The 16,488-nt window shown below is 36.3% G+C and carries 18 protein-coding genes; 12 read left to right on the top strand and 6 right to left on the bottom strand.

The features are described 5' to 3' along the window. Positions 1-120 precede the first annotated feature (120 nt). The 4 genes from ACK4HO_RS11355 to ACK4HO_RS11370 all read left to right on the top strand — a co-directional run bounded on the left by ACK4HO_RS11355 (position 121) and on the right by ACK4HO_RS11370 (position 5,629). Positions 121-582, top strand: a complete 462-nt coding sequence (locus ACK4HO_RS11355; protein ID WP_409665898.1) for a hypothetical protein — start codon at positions 121-123, stop codon at positions 580-582. Between the two features lie 235 nt (positions 583-817). Next, a complete protein-coding gene (locus ACK4HO_RS11360; protein ID WP_409665899.1) occupies positions 818-1,198 on the top strand; it encodes a hypothetical protein in 381 nt (126 codons plus the stop codon). Between the two features lie 97 nt (positions 1,199-1,295). Then, the gene (locus tag ACK4HO_RS11365; RefSeq protein ID WP_409665901.1) at positions 1,296-3,797 is read left to right on the top strand and encodes a PIG-L family deacetylase; all 2,502 of its coding nucleotides are present in this window, start codon (positions 1,296-1,298) and stop codon (positions 3,795-3,797) included. Positions 3,798-3,907: 110 nt separating this feature from the next. Next, the gene (locus tag ACK4HO_RS11370) at positions 3,908-5,629 is read left to right on the top strand and encodes a sodium:solute symporter (RefSeq protein WP_409665903.1); all 1,722 of its coding nucleotides are present in this window, start codon (positions 3,908-3,910) and stop codon (positions 5,627-5,629) included. A 53-nt stretch (positions 5,630-5,682) separates the two neighbouring features. Here ACK4HO_RS11370 and ACK4HO_RS11375 read toward each other — a convergent pair whose 3' ends face one another. Further along, positions 5,683-6,537: a DUF2911 domain-containing protein gene (locus ACK4HO_RS11375; protein ID WP_409665905.1), complete on the bottom strand. Its 855-nt coding sequence runs from the start codon at positions 6,535-6,537 to the stop codon at positions 5,683-5,685. A 134-nt stretch (positions 6,538-6,671) separates the two neighbouring features. Between ACK4HO_RS11375 and ACK4HO_RS11380 the strand changes: the two genes are divergently transcribed. The 5 genes from ACK4HO_RS11380 (at position 6,672) to ACK4HO_RS11400 (ending at position 10,917) form a co-directional block, all read left to right on the top strand. Continuing rightward, on the top strand, positions 6,672-7,142 hold the full coding sequence (locus ACK4HO_RS11380) for an SRPBCC family protein (protein WP_409665906.1): 471 nt from the start codon (positions 6,672-6,674) through the stop codon (positions 7,140-7,142). 1 nt (position 7,143) lies between these two features. After that, the gene (locus tag ACK4HO_RS11385) at positions 7,144-7,842 is read left to right on the top strand and encodes an SDR family NAD(P)-dependent oxidoreductase (RefSeq protein ID WP_409665908.1); all 699 of its coding nucleotides are present in this window, start codon (positions 7,144-7,146) and stop codon (positions 7,840-7,842) included. Between the two features lie 9 nt (positions 7,843-7,851). After that, entirely contained in the window at positions 7,852-9,138 is a 1,287-nt protein-coding gene (locus ACK4HO_RS11390; protein WP_409665909.1) for a cryptochrome/photolyase family protein, read from the top strand. Further along, positions 9,138-10,604 (top strand): FAD-binding domain-containing protein, encoded by a 1,467-nt coding sequence (locus ACK4HO_RS11395; protein WP_409665911.1) that lies wholly within the window; start codon positions 9,138-9,140, stop codon positions 10,602-10,604. Before ACK4HO_RS11390 ends, ACK4HO_RS11395 begins: the two co-directional genes overlap by 1 nt. 88 nt (positions 10,605-10,692) lie before the next feature. Continuing rightward, positions 10,693-10,917 carry a hypothetical protein gene (locus tag ACK4HO_RS11400; RefSeq protein ID WP_409665913.1) on the top strand — a complete coding sequence of 75 codons (225 nt, stop codon included), beginning with the start codon at positions 10,693-10,695 and terminating at the stop codon, positions 10,915-10,917. A 64-nt stretch (positions 10,918-10,981) separates the two neighbouring features. Here ACK4HO_RS11400 and ACK4HO_RS11405 read toward each other — a convergent pair whose 3' ends face one another. Genes ACK4HO_RS11405 through ACK4HO_RS11420 form a run of 4 tightly spaced genes read right to left on the bottom strand, consistent with a single transcriptional unit; the run spans position 10,982 to position 13,582 of the window. After that, a complete protein-coding gene (locus ACK4HO_RS11405) occupies positions 10,982-11,635 on the bottom strand; it encodes a GDSL-type esterase/lipase family protein (RefSeq protein WP_409665915.1) in 654 nt (217 codons plus the stop codon). Positions 11,636-11,644: 9 nt separating this feature from the next. After that, entirely contained in the window at positions 11,645-12,307 is a 663-nt protein-coding gene (locus ACK4HO_RS11410) for an HAD family hydrolase (protein ID WP_409665917.1), read from the bottom strand. 47 nt (positions 12,308-12,354) lie between these two features. After that, complete coding sequence (locus tag ACK4HO_RS11415) at positions 12,355-12,858, bottom strand: DUF1648 domain-containing protein (RefSeq protein WP_409665918.1); 504 nt, start codon at positions 12,856-12,858, stop codon at positions 12,355-12,357. 1 nt (position 12,859) lies between these two features. Further along, the gene (locus ACK4HO_RS11420; protein ID WP_409665920.1) at positions 12,860-13,582 is read right to left on the bottom strand and encodes a ThiF family adenylyltransferase; all 723 of its coding nucleotides are present in this window, start codon (positions 13,580-13,582) and stop codon (positions 12,860-12,862) included. 434 nt (positions 13,583-14,016) lie between these two features. Between ACK4HO_RS11420 and ACK4HO_RS11425 the strand changes: the two genes are divergently transcribed. Together ACK4HO_RS11425 and ACK4HO_RS11430 are read left to right on the top strand one after the other, a co-directional pair. After that, positions 14,017-14,460: a hypothetical protein gene (locus ACK4HO_RS11425; RefSeq protein ID WP_409665922.1), complete on the top strand. Its 444-nt coding sequence runs from the start codon at positions 14,017-14,019 to the stop codon at positions 14,458-14,460. 210 nt (positions 14,461-14,670) lie between these two features. After that, a complete protein-coding gene (locus tag ACK4HO_RS11430) occupies positions 14,671-15,048 on the top strand; it encodes a hypothetical protein (protein WP_409665924.1) in 378 nt (125 codons plus the stop codon). Positions 15,049-15,074: 26 nt separating this feature from the next. On the opposite strand, the gene ACK4HO_RS11435 is transcribed toward ACK4HO_RS11430, so the two are convergent. Next, on the bottom strand, positions 15,075-15,758 hold the full coding sequence (locus ACK4HO_RS11435) for a hypothetical protein (RefSeq protein ID WP_409665925.1): 684 nt from the start codon (positions 15,756-15,758) through the stop codon (positions 15,075-15,077). A gap of 425 nt (positions 15,759-16,183) precedes the next feature. On the opposite strand from ACK4HO_RS11435, the gene ACK4HO_RS11440 reads away from it, so the two are divergent. Further along, on the top strand, positions 16,184-16,488 hold a 305-nt coding region (locus tag ACK4HO_RS11440; protein ID WP_409665927.1), incomplete at its 3' end, for a VOC family protein.

Below are 16,488 nucleotides of genomic sequence, written 5' to 3' on the forward strand. Positions count from 1 at the left end.
TCACCCTATTTTTGGAATTTAAATATTCTAAGAACTGGGAAATTTGTTTTCCTTTTTAGGTTGAATCCTATTGATTCAATAGTTTGAAAGAAAAATAAATTTTATTTAAAACTAAGTATTATGAGAACAAGAAAGTTATTTTTTTTACTAATAACGCTGATGGCGTTTACAGTAAGTAGTCAAGCTCAAGTTTCAGTCAATGTTAATTTAGGCAAACCACCCGTTTGGGCACCGGCAGCACCTGTTAATACTAAATACTACTACATTCCTGATATTGAGACATACTACGATGTTTCTGCCCAAAGATATATTTATTTAAGAAATGGGAGATGGCATCGTTCTGCTGCACTACCGGCGCATTACAGAGGTTATGACTTATACAAAGGCAAAACCGTTTTCTTAACCGATTATAGAGGTAACAGACCTTATGCATATTACAAAACTCACAAAGTAAAATACAAAGGAAACGGCAACTGGAAAAACAAAGCCTATAACAAAAATGCTCCCGGCAAAGGCAATGGAAAATACAAAGGCCATCCCGGAAAAGGAAATGGTAACGGAAAAGGCAAAGGAAAACATTAATAAAAATCAGGCTATAAAGGGTAAGGTTAATTCCTTATCCTTTCCTTTTTTTTGATCATAATATTTTATTTAAACAACTAATTATCAATATTTTATATAGTATATTTCTTATTTTTATTGTAAAAAATTGCAATTCAGCGTTAAAAAATACTTTTAAAAGATAAATTATAAATATCTTTGACTTGTTTTAAATCAGTTGATTGATATTTTTTGTTAACCCCAAATTTGCAAAATCATGAAAACACTTAATGTAATGCTTGCATGCGTTTTTGTTTTGGCTTACAGCAGTACTTATGCTCAGAATACTACTGCCAAAAAAGAAAACCTACCCATAGATAAGAAAACCAATTGCTATATCCGTTATTTTTATTTTCCCAATCTTCAAGCTTATTTTGACAACCTTAAAATGGTTTACTACTACAAGGAAAAGGGAGAATGGAAAACAGCATCCGAATTGCCTAAAAATTATGGTGGCTATTCCCTTTACAACAAAGCCAAAGTGAAAATAACCGATTATGATGATGACAAACCATATGATTTGTTACCGGTTCACAAAAAAATGTATCCTTACAATTCCAAAGGTCGATTTATCAACCAAACCGCTTCGTCTGAATAGCGGCTCATTTCTTCCCATTTGTTAAAAACTAATTAAATAAAACGCTACTTTTTATTTAATGTTTATATTTGAAGCTATTGCTATTAAAGTCATACCAATGCAAAAGCTTTACTCTTTATCTATTGTTTTTTTATTCTTTTTCACCCAATTTATTTGCGCTCAACAGCCTGCTAAACCTAATGCTGTTGAAATATACAATCAAATTCAAAAACTGAATTTCTTAGGCTCTGTGCTATACATAGCCGCGCATCCTGATGATGAAAATACCCGACTTATCTCGTATCTGTCTAATGATAAAAAAGCAAGAACCAGTTATTTGTCCTTAACTCGTGGCGATGGCGGACAAAATCTTGTTGGACCGGAACTAAGAGAATTATTAGGCGTCATCAGAACCCAAGAATTAATTGAAGCCCGAAAAATTGACGGTGGTAAACAATTCTTTACTAGAGCCAACGACTTTGGCTTTTCTAAAAATCCCGATGAAACTTTGAAAATTTGGGACAAAAATCAAGTTTTAAGCGATGTCATTTGGGCCATTCGTAAATTCCAACCCGATGTTATTATCAATCGATTTGACCATCGTTCTCCCGGAACTACTCATGGTCACCATACTTCTTCGGCTATGCTGAGTATAGAAGCATTTGATTTGGTTAATGATGCCAATCAATATCCTGAACAATTGCAATATGTTTCAACTTGGCAACCCAAAAGACTGTTTTTCAATACTTCTTGGTGGTTTTACGGAAGTCGGGAAAAATTTGAAGCCGCCGATAAAACCAATTTGGTCAACCTGAAAATCGGAACGTATTACCAATCGGTTGGTAAATCCAATCAGGAAATTGCCGCTTTGAGTCGCAGTCGTCATCAATCACAAGGTTTTGGTTCTACCGGAAGCCGTGGTGAAGAAGACGAATATTTAGAATTTTTAAAAGGCGATATGCCGAAAGATAAAACCAATCTGTTTGAAGGAATCGATACGACTTGGAATCGAGTAAAAGGCGGCAAAGAAATTGGCGATATTTTATATGCTGTAGAGAAAAACTTCGATTTTAAAAATCCTTCGGCAAGTGTTCCTGAATTGGTGAAAGCCTTCGCTTTAATTGAAGCGTTGGAAGACAAACATTGGAAAACCATCAAATCAGAAGAAATCAAAGAAATCATAGCAGCTTGTGCCGGATTGTATTTAGAAGCCGTTGCCGATGTTCAAGAAATTATACCGGGAAGTCCGTTAAAAGTTAAAATTGAAGCCATCAACCGAAGCAACATTGCTATCAATTTAGAAGGAATCGGATCAGTTCCGGTTTATATAAATGCCGGACAGAAGTCAATTGCCTTAAAAAACAATATTCCTTACACAACAACTAATACATTACAACTGTCAAATGACTTTGATTACACCAATGCTTATTGGCTAAATCAAAAAGGAACAATTGGAATGTATAAAGTGGATAATCAAGAAAATATAGGTCTTCCTGATGTATTGCGCCAAGTGAAAGTTGGTTTTTGGATCGGAATTAACAATGTTACGATTCCTTTCGATCGCTACGTAATTTACAAATACAACGACGATGTTAAAGGTGAAGTTTACCAACCTTTAGATATTGTTCCTGCAGCAACTTCTTCTATTGCGGAAAAAGTCTATATTTTCAATAACGACAGAAGCAAAACGATTACGGTAAAGGTCAAAGCCGGAAAAGACAATGTTTCAGGACAAGTAAAATTAGCGGTTCCTCAAAATTGGGAAGTCTCACCTGCAGAAATTCCGTTTACTATCGATAAAAAAGGACAGGAATTTTTGGCTGAATTCTCGGTTTCACCTTCAGAAGAAGCCAGTGAAATTGATATCAAAAGCATAGTGACGGTTGACGGACAAACTTTCGACAAAGAAAAAATTGACATCAACTATTCCCATATTTACAAGCAAATGGTCTTGAAAACGGCTGAAGCTAAAGGCATTCGCTTAAAAATTAAAACCAAAAACGAAAAAATCGCCTACATCATGGGTGCCGGAGATGAAGTGCCTAAAAGTTTGGCCCAAATGGGTTACGAAGTCCAAGTCTTAAAACCCGAGGAAATCTCTACTGAAAAGTTGGCTGAATTTGATGTAGTAATGACCGGAATCCGAGCTTATAATGTGGTGAATGGATTGGCTTTCAAGCAAAATATTTTACTCGATTTTGTTAAAAACGGCAAAACGATGATAGTGCAATACAATACAACGGATGATTTGGTAACCAAAGAAATGGCGCCGTATTCCCTTAAAATTTCCCGAGACCGCGTGACTGAAGAAGACGCAGAAGTTCGGTTTTTAGCACCAAATCATCAGTTACTAAATTACCCAAACAAAATTACTTCGGAGGATTTTAAAGGCTGGAAACAAGAGCAAGGATTGTATTATCCAAGCGAATGGGATGCCAACTTCACACCTATTCTTTCCGCGAACGACAAAGGCGAGAAACCTAAAAATGGTGCTTTATTAGTGGCCAAATACGGCAAAGGAAATTATATCTATACCGGACTGAGTTTCTTCAGAGAATTACCCGAAGGCGTTCCGGGAGCGTTTAGGCTATTGGCAAACATGTTAGCAATTGGAAAATAAAATGGAACAGGAAAAAAAATCAGTTTGGAAGAATAGCTATACTTGGGTTTTGGTGGCCAATGCCATTTATATCATTATCTTCTTTATATTAATGCAATTATTCTTCTGATATGCAACAACTCGACTGGATCGTCTTATCGGTTACGCTGCTTTTTATAGTTTCTTATGGTGTTTATAAAACCAAAGGAAGTGCCAATGTAGAAGAATACATTTTGGGCAACAAAGAAACCCCTTGGTGGACTGTTGGTTTATCAGTAATGGCTACTCAAGCCAGTGCGATTACTTTTCTTTCTACACCAGGGCAAGCTTATCATGACGGAATGGGATTTGTGCAGTTCTATTTTGGTTTACCCATTGCGATGGTGGTGATTTCAATGACGTTTATTCCTATTTATCACCGACTAAAAGTTTTTACCGCTTATGAATATTTAGAACAGCGTTTCGATTTAAAAACCCGTTCTTTTACCGCGATTTTATTTTTAATCCAACGCGGATTAGGAACCGGTTTGACCATTTATGCACCGGCGATTATTTTGTCTTCTATATTGGGTTGGAATCTGACTTTGCTTAACGTTATCATCGGGATTTTGGTAATCATCTACACTTTCGCCGGTGGAACCAAAGCCGTAAACGTAACCCAAAAACAACAGATGTTTATCATCATGACCGGTATGTTTATCACATTCTTTTTGATTTTGCATTTGTTACCCAATGACATGACATTTTCAAATGCCATGCATATTGCAGGTGCCAATGATAAAATGAATATCCTTGATTTCTCTGTCGATCCCGAAAACCGTTATACGTTTTGGAGCGGAATCACAGGAGGTTTCTTTCTCATGCTCTCCTACTTTGGTACCGACCAATCACAAGTAGGACGCTATTTATCCGGAAAATCAGATAGAGAAAGCCAAATGGGATTGATCATGAACGGCTTTCTTAAAGTACCGATGCAGTTCTTTATTTTATTAACCGGTGTGATGGTTTTTGTTTTTTTCCAATTTAATCCTGTGCCTTTGCATTTCAACCCTGTTAATAAAACTGCCGTTGAAAAATCTGTTTATGCAGCAGAATACAACTCGCTTGAAAAACAGTTAACCCAACTCTCCGAAGAGAAAAAAGAATTCAATTTATTGTATATCGATCATTTGAATCAGAATTATGACAATCCGATATTGCGTCAAAAACTGATTTCATTATCGGGTAAAGAAAAAGACTTGCATGACCAAGCCAAAGAAATCATCGCCAAAGTCGACGGCAAAGCCGAAACCAATGACAAGGATTATGTCTTCATCTATTTTATTCTAAACTATTTGCCTTCGGGATTGATAGGGCTTTTGTTGGCGGTAATTCTATCAGCAGCTATGTCGTCTTCTGCTTCAGGGTTGACGGCTTTAGCTTCAACTACAGCCATTGATATTTACAAACGGAATGTGAAAGGCGAAAAATCTGAAAAGCATTTTGTGAATGCTACCAAAGCTTTCACTTTACTTTGGGGAGTAATTGCCATTTTATTTGCTTGTGTTGGAACCCTGTTTGAGAATTTAATTCAGTTGGTTAACATTGTCGGCTCTATTTTCTACGGAACGGTATTGGGTGTTTTCTTGGTTGGATTTTATATCAAGTTTGTTAAAGCCAATGCTATTTTCTACAGTGCTGTTATCAGTCAAACCACCATATTCTTTATCTATTATTACGCCATACACATCTATCCTAACGGTCAGGAAAAATTAGGGTATTTATGGTTGAACTTTATTGGCGCTTCCTTAACTGTTGTACTATCAATACTGATGCAATTGGGGTCTAAAGGAAAACAAAAAGTAATGGCATAAAAAAACCACGAGCGTTATCCGTTCGTGGTTTACTATTTTTAGAAGAAATAAAATTATTTTTTACTCCACTCTTTAATACTGTCGTTGTTCATTTTAACGTAGTCACCGTTGTTGGCTTTTTCAGCACCGGCCAATGATAATCTGGCAGTTTCAATAGCCCCCGATTTGTTACCCATCTTAGCTTGGATTAAAGACTTTAATCTTAAGTGCCAAAAAGGAGCATCTTCTCCGGCTTTTGCCATGCCTACAGCTTTATTCACATATTCTAAAGCTTTATTCAAATCGCCTTCCGATTGGTATAAATACTGCGCTGAAGAAAAATAATCTCCTGCGGTTGGTCCGGCTAATACTTTATTGATACTGGCCATAGCCGATTTTTGTGTTGGTACTTCAAACTTAATAGAGGCCATTGTTTTCTCCCATGAAATATCAAGAGTAGCACTATCATTAGTTAAGTTATTAATCGCAAGGGTAAAAGTTTCTACATTATTACCCAAAGCAATTGGGTCAACATTTGTCTTGAATGCTACTTTGTTTTCATCCCAATTTTCAGGTGTTCCCCAATTGTCGGTGTCAGTATAAAAAATGATTTCCCACATGTCAGCTTTTGGCGTAGTAAAAATGGCATATTTTCCTTTTTTAAGTATCGTGCCTTTAATTACAACATCTTCACTGAAAGTAATCATCGAATTCTGATTGGCTCCGGTTCTCCACAATTTTCCAAAAGGCACTAAATCACCAAAAACAGGTCTGCCTTTAGCACTTGGACGTGAATATTCAACGGTAACATCTGTCAATCCAACTGTTTGATTTATAGTTGATTTCGGACTAGGCGCAGGTGTTTTAACTTGGGCTTCAATGGTAAAATTGGCAATAATCATAGCCAATACAAAAATAATTTTTCTCATAATGTTGATTTTAGTTTGCTCAAAATTACAAATTGTTAAGCTTTCAAATGTTAATTTAAACTTAAATCAATACATTATTGTTTAATCTTTTTGGATATATGCTAAACAAGTTTGTACTTTTACAAGAAAAATAAATGAAAGTATATACTTTACACACCAAACAAAAGTTACCTATTTCAATTGATCAAGCTTGGGCATTTCTTTCTGACCCTAAAAACCTGAAGACTATAACACCGGAATATATGGGCTTTAAAACCCTTTCAGGAGATGATCGTCCTATGTTTGCCGGACAAATTATTCAATATATAGTTACCCCTGTTTTGGGAATTCCTATGAAATGGGTAACAGAAATTACTCATGTTGTTGACCAAAGATATTTTGTAGATGAACAGCGTTTCGGACCTTATGCGCTTTGGCACCATAAACATTTCTTAAAGGAAATCCCGGGTGGTGTTGAAATGGAAGACATCGTTGATTACAAAGTTCCGATGGGCATTTTGGGGCAAATGGTACATCCGTTTTTAGTGAAACCTAAGCTTAAAGAAATCTTTGATTACCGCAGACAGAAATTAATTGACCTTTTTGGAGAATATAAAGCAGAATAAAATGAAAAACATACTCTTAATTGGCGGTTCCTACGGAATTGGTTTAGCCATTGCCAAAGAATTACAATACGAAAACAAAGTATTAATCGCCTCAAGAACCAATGAAGCTATTTCGGATATGAATGTGACTCATATTCCATTTGATGCCACAACGGATACTTTGGATACCTCAAAATTACCCGAAGTCATTCATGGACTAGTCTATTGTCCGGGAAGCATCAATCTTCGACCGTTTCGTGGTTTAAAACCGGATGCTTTTGAAAGCGATTTGCAAATTAATTTTATTAGTTTAGTAAAAGTTATACAATCGGTTTTGCCTAATTTAACCGCTGCCGAACAGTCGAGTATTGTACTATTCAGCTCGGTTGCCGCGAGTATGGGTATGCCTTTTCACACTAGTGTGGCTGCAGCCAAAGGTGCGATTGAAGGTTTTGCCAAAGCTTTAGCCGCAGAATATGCTCCCAAAATCAGAGTGAATGTTATTGCACCATCATTAACCGACACGCCATTGGCAGAAAAGTTTTTGAGTAACGAAGAGAAAAGAGAAAAATCAGCACAACGTCATCCGTTAAAACGCGTTGGTACCTCCGAAGATATGGCACAAATGGCCGGCTTTTTATTAGGAGATAAAAGCAGTTGGATTTCGGGACAAATATTCCATGTTGATGGCGGAATGTCGACTTTATTGGTGAATGCCTAAATTTACAATATGAACATCTTTTGGTTTAGACGCGATTTGCGGTTAGAAGACAATGCCGGTCTTTTTCATGCACTGCAAAGTGGTGAAGAGGTTTTGCCTATTTTTATTTTTGACGAAAATATCCTCTCGCAATTGTCTAACGATGATGCTCGGGTGACTTTTATTCACCAACAATTAACCAAAATTCAAGCACAACTAAGCAAGTACGGAAAATCATTAGCGGTTTTTTATGGTGATCCATTTGAAGTGTATAACAAAATACTAAGTGAAAACGAAATCCATACCGTTTACACCAACCACGATTACGAACCTTACGCACGCAAACGCGATTTAGAATTGTACCATTTGTTCAAAGAGTACAATATCGAATTTAAAACCAGCAAAGACCAAGTCATCTTTGAAAAAAGCGAAGTAACCAAAGACGACGGAACGCCTTATGTGGTTTATACTCCGTATTCGAATAAGTGGAAAGAACACTTTAAGAAGATACAGTTAGCCAATTACAATTCAGAAGATTATCTGGAAAAAGTAACCCTTCACTCCTATCCTTTTTTAAGTTTAAAAGACATTGGGTTTGTAGCGTCAACCATCAAAGTAACCCCTTTTGATATTTCGGATACACTGATTGACAATTATGAAGCTACCCGAAACTTTCCGGCGATGAACAAAACTTCATACCTGGGAATTTACCTTCGTTTTGGTGCTGTTTCTATCCGAAAAATTGTCGCGAAAGCTATAGAAAGTAAGAACGAAACCTTTCTCAAAGAACTCATTTGGCGTGAATTCTTTATGCAAATACTTTGGCATTTTCCTCATACTGTAAACCAAAGTTTTAAAGCCAAATACGACGCTATTCAATGGAACAACAATGAAGTTCTGTTCCAAAAATGGTGCGAAGGCAAAACCGGTTATCCTTTTGTTGATGCCGGAATGCGAGAATTAAACACCACCGGTCACATGCACAACCGAGTGCGAATGATAGTGGCGAGTTTTTTGTGCAAACATTTATTAATTGACTGGCGTTGGGGTGAAACTTATTTTGCCCAAAAACTATTAGACTACGAACAAGCCAGTAATGTCGGCAATTGGCAATGGGCTGCCGGAAGCGGTGTTGATGCTGCGCCTTACTTCAGAATTTTTAATCCAACCGAGCAAATCAAAAAGTTTGATAAAGACTTAGCGTATATAAAAAAATGGATTCCAGAGTTGAATTCATTAGAATATCCTCAACCCATTGTAGATCACAAAGAAGCGCGTGAAAAATGTCTAACAGTTTATAAACAAGCCGTGGGCTAATGAACATTGTATGGTTTAAAAGGGATTTGCGATTACACGATAACGAGGCACTGTACCAAGCTTTACAGTCTTCGGGGAAAGTATTGTTGCTTTATATTCTTGAACCTTCTTTAGTAAATGACCATCATTACAGCCAAAGACATTTTGATTTTATCAAGCAATCTTTAGAAGAATTACAAAAAGAACTACTTCCCTTTCACACCCAAATTCTAATTGTAGAAGAAGAAGCCACAGCGGTTTTCAAGAAGCTAATCAATATGATTTCCGTTAACGGAATTTATTCGCACCAAGAAACAGGAATTAAACTAACCTTTGACCGTGATTTGGAAGTCGCCGAATTGTTTAGAGAACACGGAATCCCTTGGCACGAATATGTGACCAATGGCGTTATCCGCGGACTTCAAAACCGTAAGAAATGGAAAGAAGACTGGTATGATTTTATGGCCAAACCTTTGTTTCCTTTTGAAGCCGATAGTCGAAGTTTCATCAAATACCGGGAATTGGAGGAAATTGAGAAGTATTTTTCGGTGCCCAATTTAAAGACGGACAAAGATACCCCTTTTCAAAAAGGAGGCACAAGCACCGGAATGCGCTATCTCAATTCATTTTTGTATGGTAGAGTAGAAAATTACAGTCGGCACATTTCTAAACCTGAAGCTGCCAGAAAAGGTTGTAGCCGTCTTTCACCTTATATAGCTTGGGGAAATCTTTCTATACGACAAGTGTATCAAGCCGCTATCCTGAAAGCACAAAACGGCAAATACAAACGCCAAATAGCCAACTTTGCTTCCCGATTGCGTTGGCAAGCACACTTCATTCAGAAATTTGAAATGGAATGTGAAATGGAATTTGTAGCAGTAAATAAAGGATATAGAGAACTCAAACAACCCGTAAATCAAGCTTGGTACAAAGCTTGGACTGAAGGAAAAACCGGCGTACCGATAGTTGATGCTTGCATGCGCTGTTTGAATACTACCGGCTATCTGAATTTCAGAATGCGGGCATTGGTCGTTTCGTTTTACACCCATCATTTATTTCAACCTTGGCAAAATTGCAGTCCGCATTTGGCCCAACAGTTCCTTGATTTTGAACCCGGTATTCATTATCCACAGATACAAATGCAAGCAGGTGTTACAGGTGTAAATACGCTTAGAGTATACAATCCGGTGAAGAATTCTATAGAGCACGATGAAGAAGGAACGTTTATCAAAAAATGGGTACCAGAGTTATCCTCATTGCCGATTCTTTTTGTGCATGAACCTTGGAAACTGACGCTTATCGAACAAGTCTTTCACCAATTTACGCCGGGTAAAGATTATCCGTTACCAATAGTTAACTTAGAAGAAGCCCGCAAAAAATCCTCCGATTTCTTTTGGGGAATGCGAAAGGATACAGCCGTAAAAAAAGATAGTAAGCGTGTTTTAGAAAAACATATTATACCCAACAGTGCCAATCAAGAGGCTTGATAAATAACTCGTAAGGCAAATTAATTGATAATTAATAGTTTACCCGGTATTTATTGACTACCTTTCCCAATAACTCAAAAATTATTTTATGAAAAATATTGGAATTTGCTTAAGTATGTTATCAATTGTATTGTTAATGTCATGTGATAAAAAAGAAGAGAAAACAACAGAAACGATTGAAACAAATACCATCGAAAAGGAAACGGTAATCGTTAAAGATACCGTTAAAGAAAAAGACGGCACTTCTGTAAAAATAAGTGGTGAAGGCGTTGATGTTGATAGTGATGATGTTGATGTAGAAATCAAGAAATAAGATATTTTACGATAAACAAAGCAAAGCCGGTTCACACCGGCTTTTTTATTAGTATATAAAAACGTTATTCGTTTACCAAAGCATTCAATGCTTTTGTCCAAATAGAATAACCCTTAGCATTCATATGCAGATTGTCTTGGATAAAAATATCCTTCATTGGTTCACCATTCTCGAGCATTTTGTCCCAAATATCCGCAAAAACAGCATTTTTATCTTGTTTTAAGTAAGTATTGATTAATGCGTTGGCAGCCATCATTCTGTCTTTCATAGCCCATCTTAAAATACAAGGCTTAATCGATACAAACACAATGGGTGTTTCAGGAAATTGCTTTCTTAAAGTGGTGTGCAAGGTTTTAAAGCGTTCAAAAACGATTTCATGCGTTACTTTTTCCGAACTGGCAATATCGTTTTCTCCACAATAAATAAATATCTTCTTAGGCTTGTATTTTAAAACCACATCGTCTTGCCAATAAATCAAATCCTCTAAAGTCGCGCCACCAAAAGCACGATTGACAATGGTTGTATTGTGAAGGTCTTCCTTAGCTGTTTTCCACATTCTAAAAGAAGAACTGCCTATAAAAAGAATCATACCGTCTTGCGGTTTCTGAATACTGTCTTGGGTTCTGAAGGCTTTTATCTCATTCCAATAAGGCTTTTGTTGGGCCGAGATTTGAAAAGAAATGAATAATATAACTAAGGCAATCAGTTGTTTTTTCATTGTCTAAAGTTACTGATTTTTTATATGCTTAATCAATTCATAACTCAATTCCTTAAAATGCGTAATCACCTTATCCGCTTTTGAATAGTCTTGCATTTTAGAATGAAAACTATCATAGCCTACACAATAAATCCCAGCTGCTTTGGCTGCTAAAACGCCATTGGTACTGTCTTCAATAACGATACAGTTTGCTACCGGAGTTTGGGCTAAAAATGCCGCGTGCTCAAATATAGCCGGATGCGGTTTCGACTTAGGAAAATCCTCTCCTGAGACTTTATGGGTAAAATATTGGTCTAAATTAAAGCGATTAAAAATACGGTTAATGGTCACGTTAGCTGAACTTGAAGCCAAAACCAACTGCATGCCGTTACTATGCAAGTCCTTAATCAAATCTTCTACTCCGTCTAACAAATACAAGTCTTCTTTGTTGTCGAAAGCGTCGTTGAAAAGGTTGCGTTTCGTTTGCACCAAGGTTTGCACATCTTGTTCTAAGTTAAACTCCGCTTTCAAACGCTCAAAGATATTCTTGGTCGAATTCCCCGTGAAAGAAGCATACATTTCAGGTGAAATAGTGATGCCTAATTGTTTAAATTGTTGGTTATAAGCATAATGATGTACCGGTTCGGTATCTACAATTACGCCATCCATGTCGAAGATTACTGTTTGTATCATATGAGTTGCTGAGTTGCTTTGTGCCTGAGTTGCTGAGCACTGCAAGATTAGGAGTTTTTAGAGGATTGAATTAAAAAATAGAAAATGGGTACAAATACCAGCGTGAAGACCAACAATAAAAACCAACGTCCAAAAACATCCGGCCATTCCAGTGCAATTTGCATTGTTTTATAATCAATGACAAAAAACACTAAAAGCAGCATCAGTTTGAGCATCCGTAACATTTTGGTCATGGTTGTGTATTGCTTTTCGGCATTGGTTTCGGTAATGGTGGCTGTATAATTCATCTTGTGGGGAAATCTGACAACGATAGTTAAAAATACATAGATAAAAGTACTTATCAGCGGTAAAATAACTATCGTCCACTTTGGTCCAAAACCATCGGGTTTTCCTTCTGCACCAAAATGTGTTGGTATAATTTCCGGTAGCTGATTGTAATAGAACAAGGTGAAAATCCAAAAACTGAGCAATATCAGTAAACCAATTACCTCTGCACTCTTGTCAAAAAGAGTTAAAGGTATTTTTACTATTGGTCTTTTTGAATCTGACATTTTACTTAGACTCTTTTTTGATCAAATATCTTATTACGGTTTCTGCGGCGTATAATCCGAAAAGTCCGGGCATATAGCTATTGGTGCCGTAAAATGATTTTTTAAAGTTGTTGCCGTCAGTCATTTTCAAACTGCTTTCGTCTTGTATTTCTGAGGAGAAAACCACTTTTAGTTTGTCTATTTTAACTTCTTTTAATCGTCTTCTGATGGTTTTTGCTAAGAAACAATTCTCTGTATTACCAATATCCGAGACCTTTACTTTAGCCGCTTCCATTTTGCCTCCGGCTCCCATGCTTGAGATAATCTTCACCCTTTTTCTTTTGCAGGAAATGATCAAATTCAATTTGGGTGTAATACTATCTATACAGTCTAAAACGTAATCGTATTTATCTTCAATAATTTCAAAAGCCCTTTCAGGCGAGAGGAATTCTTCCAATCGGGTTAAGTTTAGTTCGGGGTTGATGTCCATCAGCCTATCGCCTACTACGTGGACTTTTGGCATTCCTACGGTTGAATGCAAAGCCGGTAATTGTCGGTTTACATTGGTAATATCAACCACATCACCATCCACGATAGTCATATTGCCTACACCGGCACGCGCCAAGAACTCAGCTGCAAACGAACCCACGCCACCTAGCCCAACGACCAATACATTGGCATTCTTTAAATTATTTAACCCTTCTTCTTTAAATAAAAGCGCTGCTCTTTCTTGCCACTTTGCCATTTTTCAGATTGTTAGATTGTTGGATTTTTAGATTGTTAGACTAAAAATAAGGTGCAAAAATAAGCAAAAAGGAATAGGTATTTGTTAAGTTTTATGACTGCACGCCTACATAATGTTACCATGACGTTTATATGACGTATATATGACGTTACTATGACGCAGTAGCTTTTTAAAAATGTCTTGCATAAGCTTCCCATGGCTTTACTATGGCTTTAATACGGCTTAGTAGCTTTTAAAATTGGCGTTTAAAAGTGTATCTATAAGAATTTTATGTTAATAACTTGATTTAAATTACCTATTGATGGGGATTGGTTGGTGAGGAGAAATTTGGTAGATTTGGGAAGAGTGATTTTGATAAAAAGAATAAAGTGGATTTTTCATATTTATCAAGACGTTAGCGGCAAGGCATGACAAACCTGTATTAAAAAGAAAACATGAAATTAATTAAAGCATTCTTTTTATTATTAATAATCTCTTCGAAAACATTCGGACAAATTGAGAAAACCAAAACTGATACGATAAATGTTTACAGTATAGATGTCTATAACTCTACTGGAACATGGAAAGACGCTGAAAAAATCTCAATTGAGAATCTTTTAAAAAACCCGAAGAAATATCAGCGTAAACTCGTCACAGTTTATGGTTACATTTCATTAAATCCAGACAAACTAAATAAAATATATAGCTCAAAAGAGAGCTTTGAAAAACAGAAAAATGAGGATGCAATTTTCTATGCTCAGTTTACAGAAGATACATATATCGTTATGAGAAAGTTCAAAGAAGGTTACGCAAGATTCACAGGTTTGTTCACAATGGTTGATGATGAGGAATGCAAAGGAATGATATATGAAATTCGTAGAATAGATATCCCAAAATGAGAATGCCCAGCCGCTAACAGCAGTTTGTAGCAACTGCGTGGCTTGGGTTTCTCACCGAATTTTCCTTCGATAGAGTTGATTTACAATACTTGCACACAAAGCCTAAATCCTCTCGCCATTTCTGACAAGACTGTGTCTTGATATCACAATCTTAACCCAAAATCAAATCTTTACTTTGAAAAGGGCTTACCTTTAAGAAAAAAGTAAATTATGTCAGATAAAAACAAAAAGCAGTTTGGTGTTTGGATGGATTCCCACACCGCAACAATCGTAGGAAAAGAAGACGTTAATGATGGTGATTTTATAGTTATCGGACATGTGAAAAACATTGGTCCTAATGCTAACTCAAATGAAAACACCTCAAACAATCAAGAAATTAGTTTAACACAAAAGTACTTCAAAGAAATTGCCCATACGATGCCAAATATTGATGAAATTCACATCACCGGTACCGGGCAAATTCAGGAACAGTTCATTAAGTTTTTGGGCGAAACACCCCAATACAAGAATGCGCTTTCGAGTGAAAGTACTTCAAATAGAATGAGTGATGAAAATTTGGCTCAGTATATCGCCAAACATTTCAATTAAAACTATTGGTTTAAAAAAATGCGTCCTTAACCAGCTAAAAAATCAATCAGCTTTTTCAAATCGGCTTCTGAATCAAAGTTAATCTTATTTTGTTTTAGAAAAGTTTCAATTGCTTCTTTCCTATCCGGATAAAGCTTAACTAACCCTTTTTTACTTGTGGGAAATTCAAGTATCTCTTGGTCTTTACTTTTTAGGTAGAAAACTTCAGCCGCTATTGTATATTCAGCCGGTAAATCTTCGGCATAGGATGAAACAGCCGGTCTGGCTGATGAATAATTTACTTTTTGTTTCTTATAAAGGATAAAATCATTCTTTTGGTGAAGTTGAATTAAATATCCCTTAGTTAGTTTGTTGTTCTTATCGGTATAATTTACCAGGCGGTAATTTATTTTTGTACCCGTAAATAGGATATCACCATAGGATTCTGTTTTACTAAGTACTAAAGTGTCATTATTTGGGCTTATAAATTCAAAAAGATCATCATATGCATTATATCGCAGGAATACATTCTCAGCAGCATTCACTACTTTGCCGTGTCCAAAAACCTTGTTGATATAGGGTGAGCCTTTTACGACTTCCGAATTTTTAGCAGATTTTCTTCCAAGCATTGAGACATCAGAATAGTCAAGTGAAGTGGCACGTGGCGCTTGTCCGTATGCAAAAATGGAGATAAATAATGAGAATAAAACTAATTTAAATTGGTGTTTCATAGGTTAAATTTTAAAAAAGGCGAAACTACGTTTTTTTTAAATTATTTTAATTGATTAATGAAATTTTAACTTTCATAAAATATTTTTCATTTCGCCAGCTACAGTAAACTTTAAAACCGATAGCGCAACTTTGCAATTCCTACCCACAAAACAGTTAACACAAAGTCTTAAAATGATTATGTGATACTTCCTTCGTCAGTATGACAAAGTAAAACACCTTAGCGGATTCAAACCCTGACAGAGTTTTAAACTCTTTCAAGGTTAACCGAATGCTTGGCACTATTTTTTTTATACCTCAGTGCATCTCCTATTTCTCTGTGACTCTCTGTGTAACCAAAGCCAAATTCGTAATTCGTAATTTTCATTTCCCGCTTTTGCCAATCATTTAAAAAATAAAACTATATTTAATCTCTAAAAAAAACAAAATGGCAAAAATAAACCCTCACCTACTTTTCAAAGGCAATACAGAAGCGGCTTTTGGTTTTTACCAATCGGTGTTTGGTGGCGACTATACCACGCTGATGCGCATGAAAGATTTACCCGGTGATCCTGACAATCCACTTCCCGAAAGTGTGGCCAACAAAATAGTATTCATTGCCTTATCAATAGGAAAATCAAACTCGCTTATAGGCAGTGATGTAGGAGAACAATTTATGAATGAAGAATTGGTAACCGGCAACCGATATACCATTTCAATAACTGCCGAGAGCCGAGAAGAAGCCAACAAACT

The organism is Flavobacterium sp., from assembly GCF_046296355.1.
Lineage (GTDB): Bacteria > Bacteroidota > Bacteroidia > Flavobacteriales > Flavobacteriaceae > Flavobacterium.

Bases quoted from the DNA above. Each gene is read 5' to 3' on its own strand.
- ACK4HO_RS11380 (WP_409665906.1), top strand. From the start codon at position 6,672: ATGAAAGTATATACTTTACACACCAAACAAAAGTTACCTATTTCAATT.
- ACK4HO_RS11410 (WP_409665917.1), bottom strand. From the start codon at position 12,307: ATGATACAAACAGTAATCTTCGACATGGATGGCGTAATTGTAGATACC.
- ACK4HO_RS11405 (WP_409665915.1), bottom strand. From the start codon at position 11,635: ATGAAAAAACAACTGATTGCCTTAGTTATATTATTCATTTCTTTTCAA.
- ACK4HO_RS11390 (WP_409665909.1), top strand. From the start codon at position 7,852: ATGAACATCTTTTGGTTTAGACGCGATTTGCGGTTAGAAGACAATGCC.
- ACK4HO_RS11385 (WP_409665908.1), top strand. From the start codon at position 7,144: ATGAAAAACATACTCTTAATTGGCGGTTCCTACGGAATTGGTTTAGCC.
- ACK4HO_RS11400 (WP_409665913.1), top strand. From the start codon at position 10,693: ATGAAAAATATTGGAATTTGCTTAAGTATGTTATCAATTGTATTGTTA.
- ACK4HO_RS11360 (WP_409665899.1), top strand. From the start codon at position 818: ATGAAAACACTTAATGTAATGCTTGCATGCGTTTTTGTTTTGGCTTAC.
- ACK4HO_RS11420 (WP_409665920.1), bottom strand. From the start codon at position 13,582: ATGGCAAAGTGGCAAGAAAGAGCAGCGCTTTTATTTAAAGAAGAAGGG.
- ACK4HO_RS11395 (WP_409665911.1), top strand. From the start codon at position 9,138: ATGAACATTGTATGGTTTAAAAGGGATTTGCGATTACACGATAACGAG.
- ACK4HO_RS11415 (WP_409665918.1), bottom strand. From the start codon at position 12,858: ATGTCAGATTCAAAAAGACCAATAGTAAAAATACCTTTAACTCTTTTT.
- ACK4HO_RS11425 (WP_409665922.1), top strand. From the start codon at position 14,017: ATGAAATTAATTAAAGCATTCTTTTTATTATTAATAATCTCTTCGAAA.
- ACK4HO_RS11370 (WP_409665903.1), top strand. From the start codon at position 3,908: ATGCAACAACTCGACTGGATCGTCTTATCGGTTACGCTGCTTTTTATA.
- ACK4HO_RS11365 (WP_409665901.1), top strand. From the start codon at position 1,296: ATGCAAAAGCTTTACTCTTTATCTATTGTTTTTTTATTCTTTTTCACC.
- ACK4HO_RS11435 (WP_409665925.1), bottom strand. From the start codon at position 15,758: ATGAAACACCAATTTAAATTAGTTTTATTCTCATTATTTATCTCCATT.
- ACK4HO_RS11430 (WP_409665924.1), top strand. From the start codon at position 14,671: ATGTCAGATAAAAACAAAAAGCAGTTTGGTGTTTGGATGGATTCCCAC.
- ACK4HO_RS11375 (WP_409665905.1), bottom strand. From the start codon at position 6,537: ATGAGAAAAATTATTTTTGTATTGGCTATGATTATTGCCAATTTTACC.
- ACK4HO_RS11355 (WP_409665898.1), top strand. From the start codon at position 121: ATGAGAACAAGAAAGTTATTTTTTTTACTAATAACGCTGATGGCGTTT.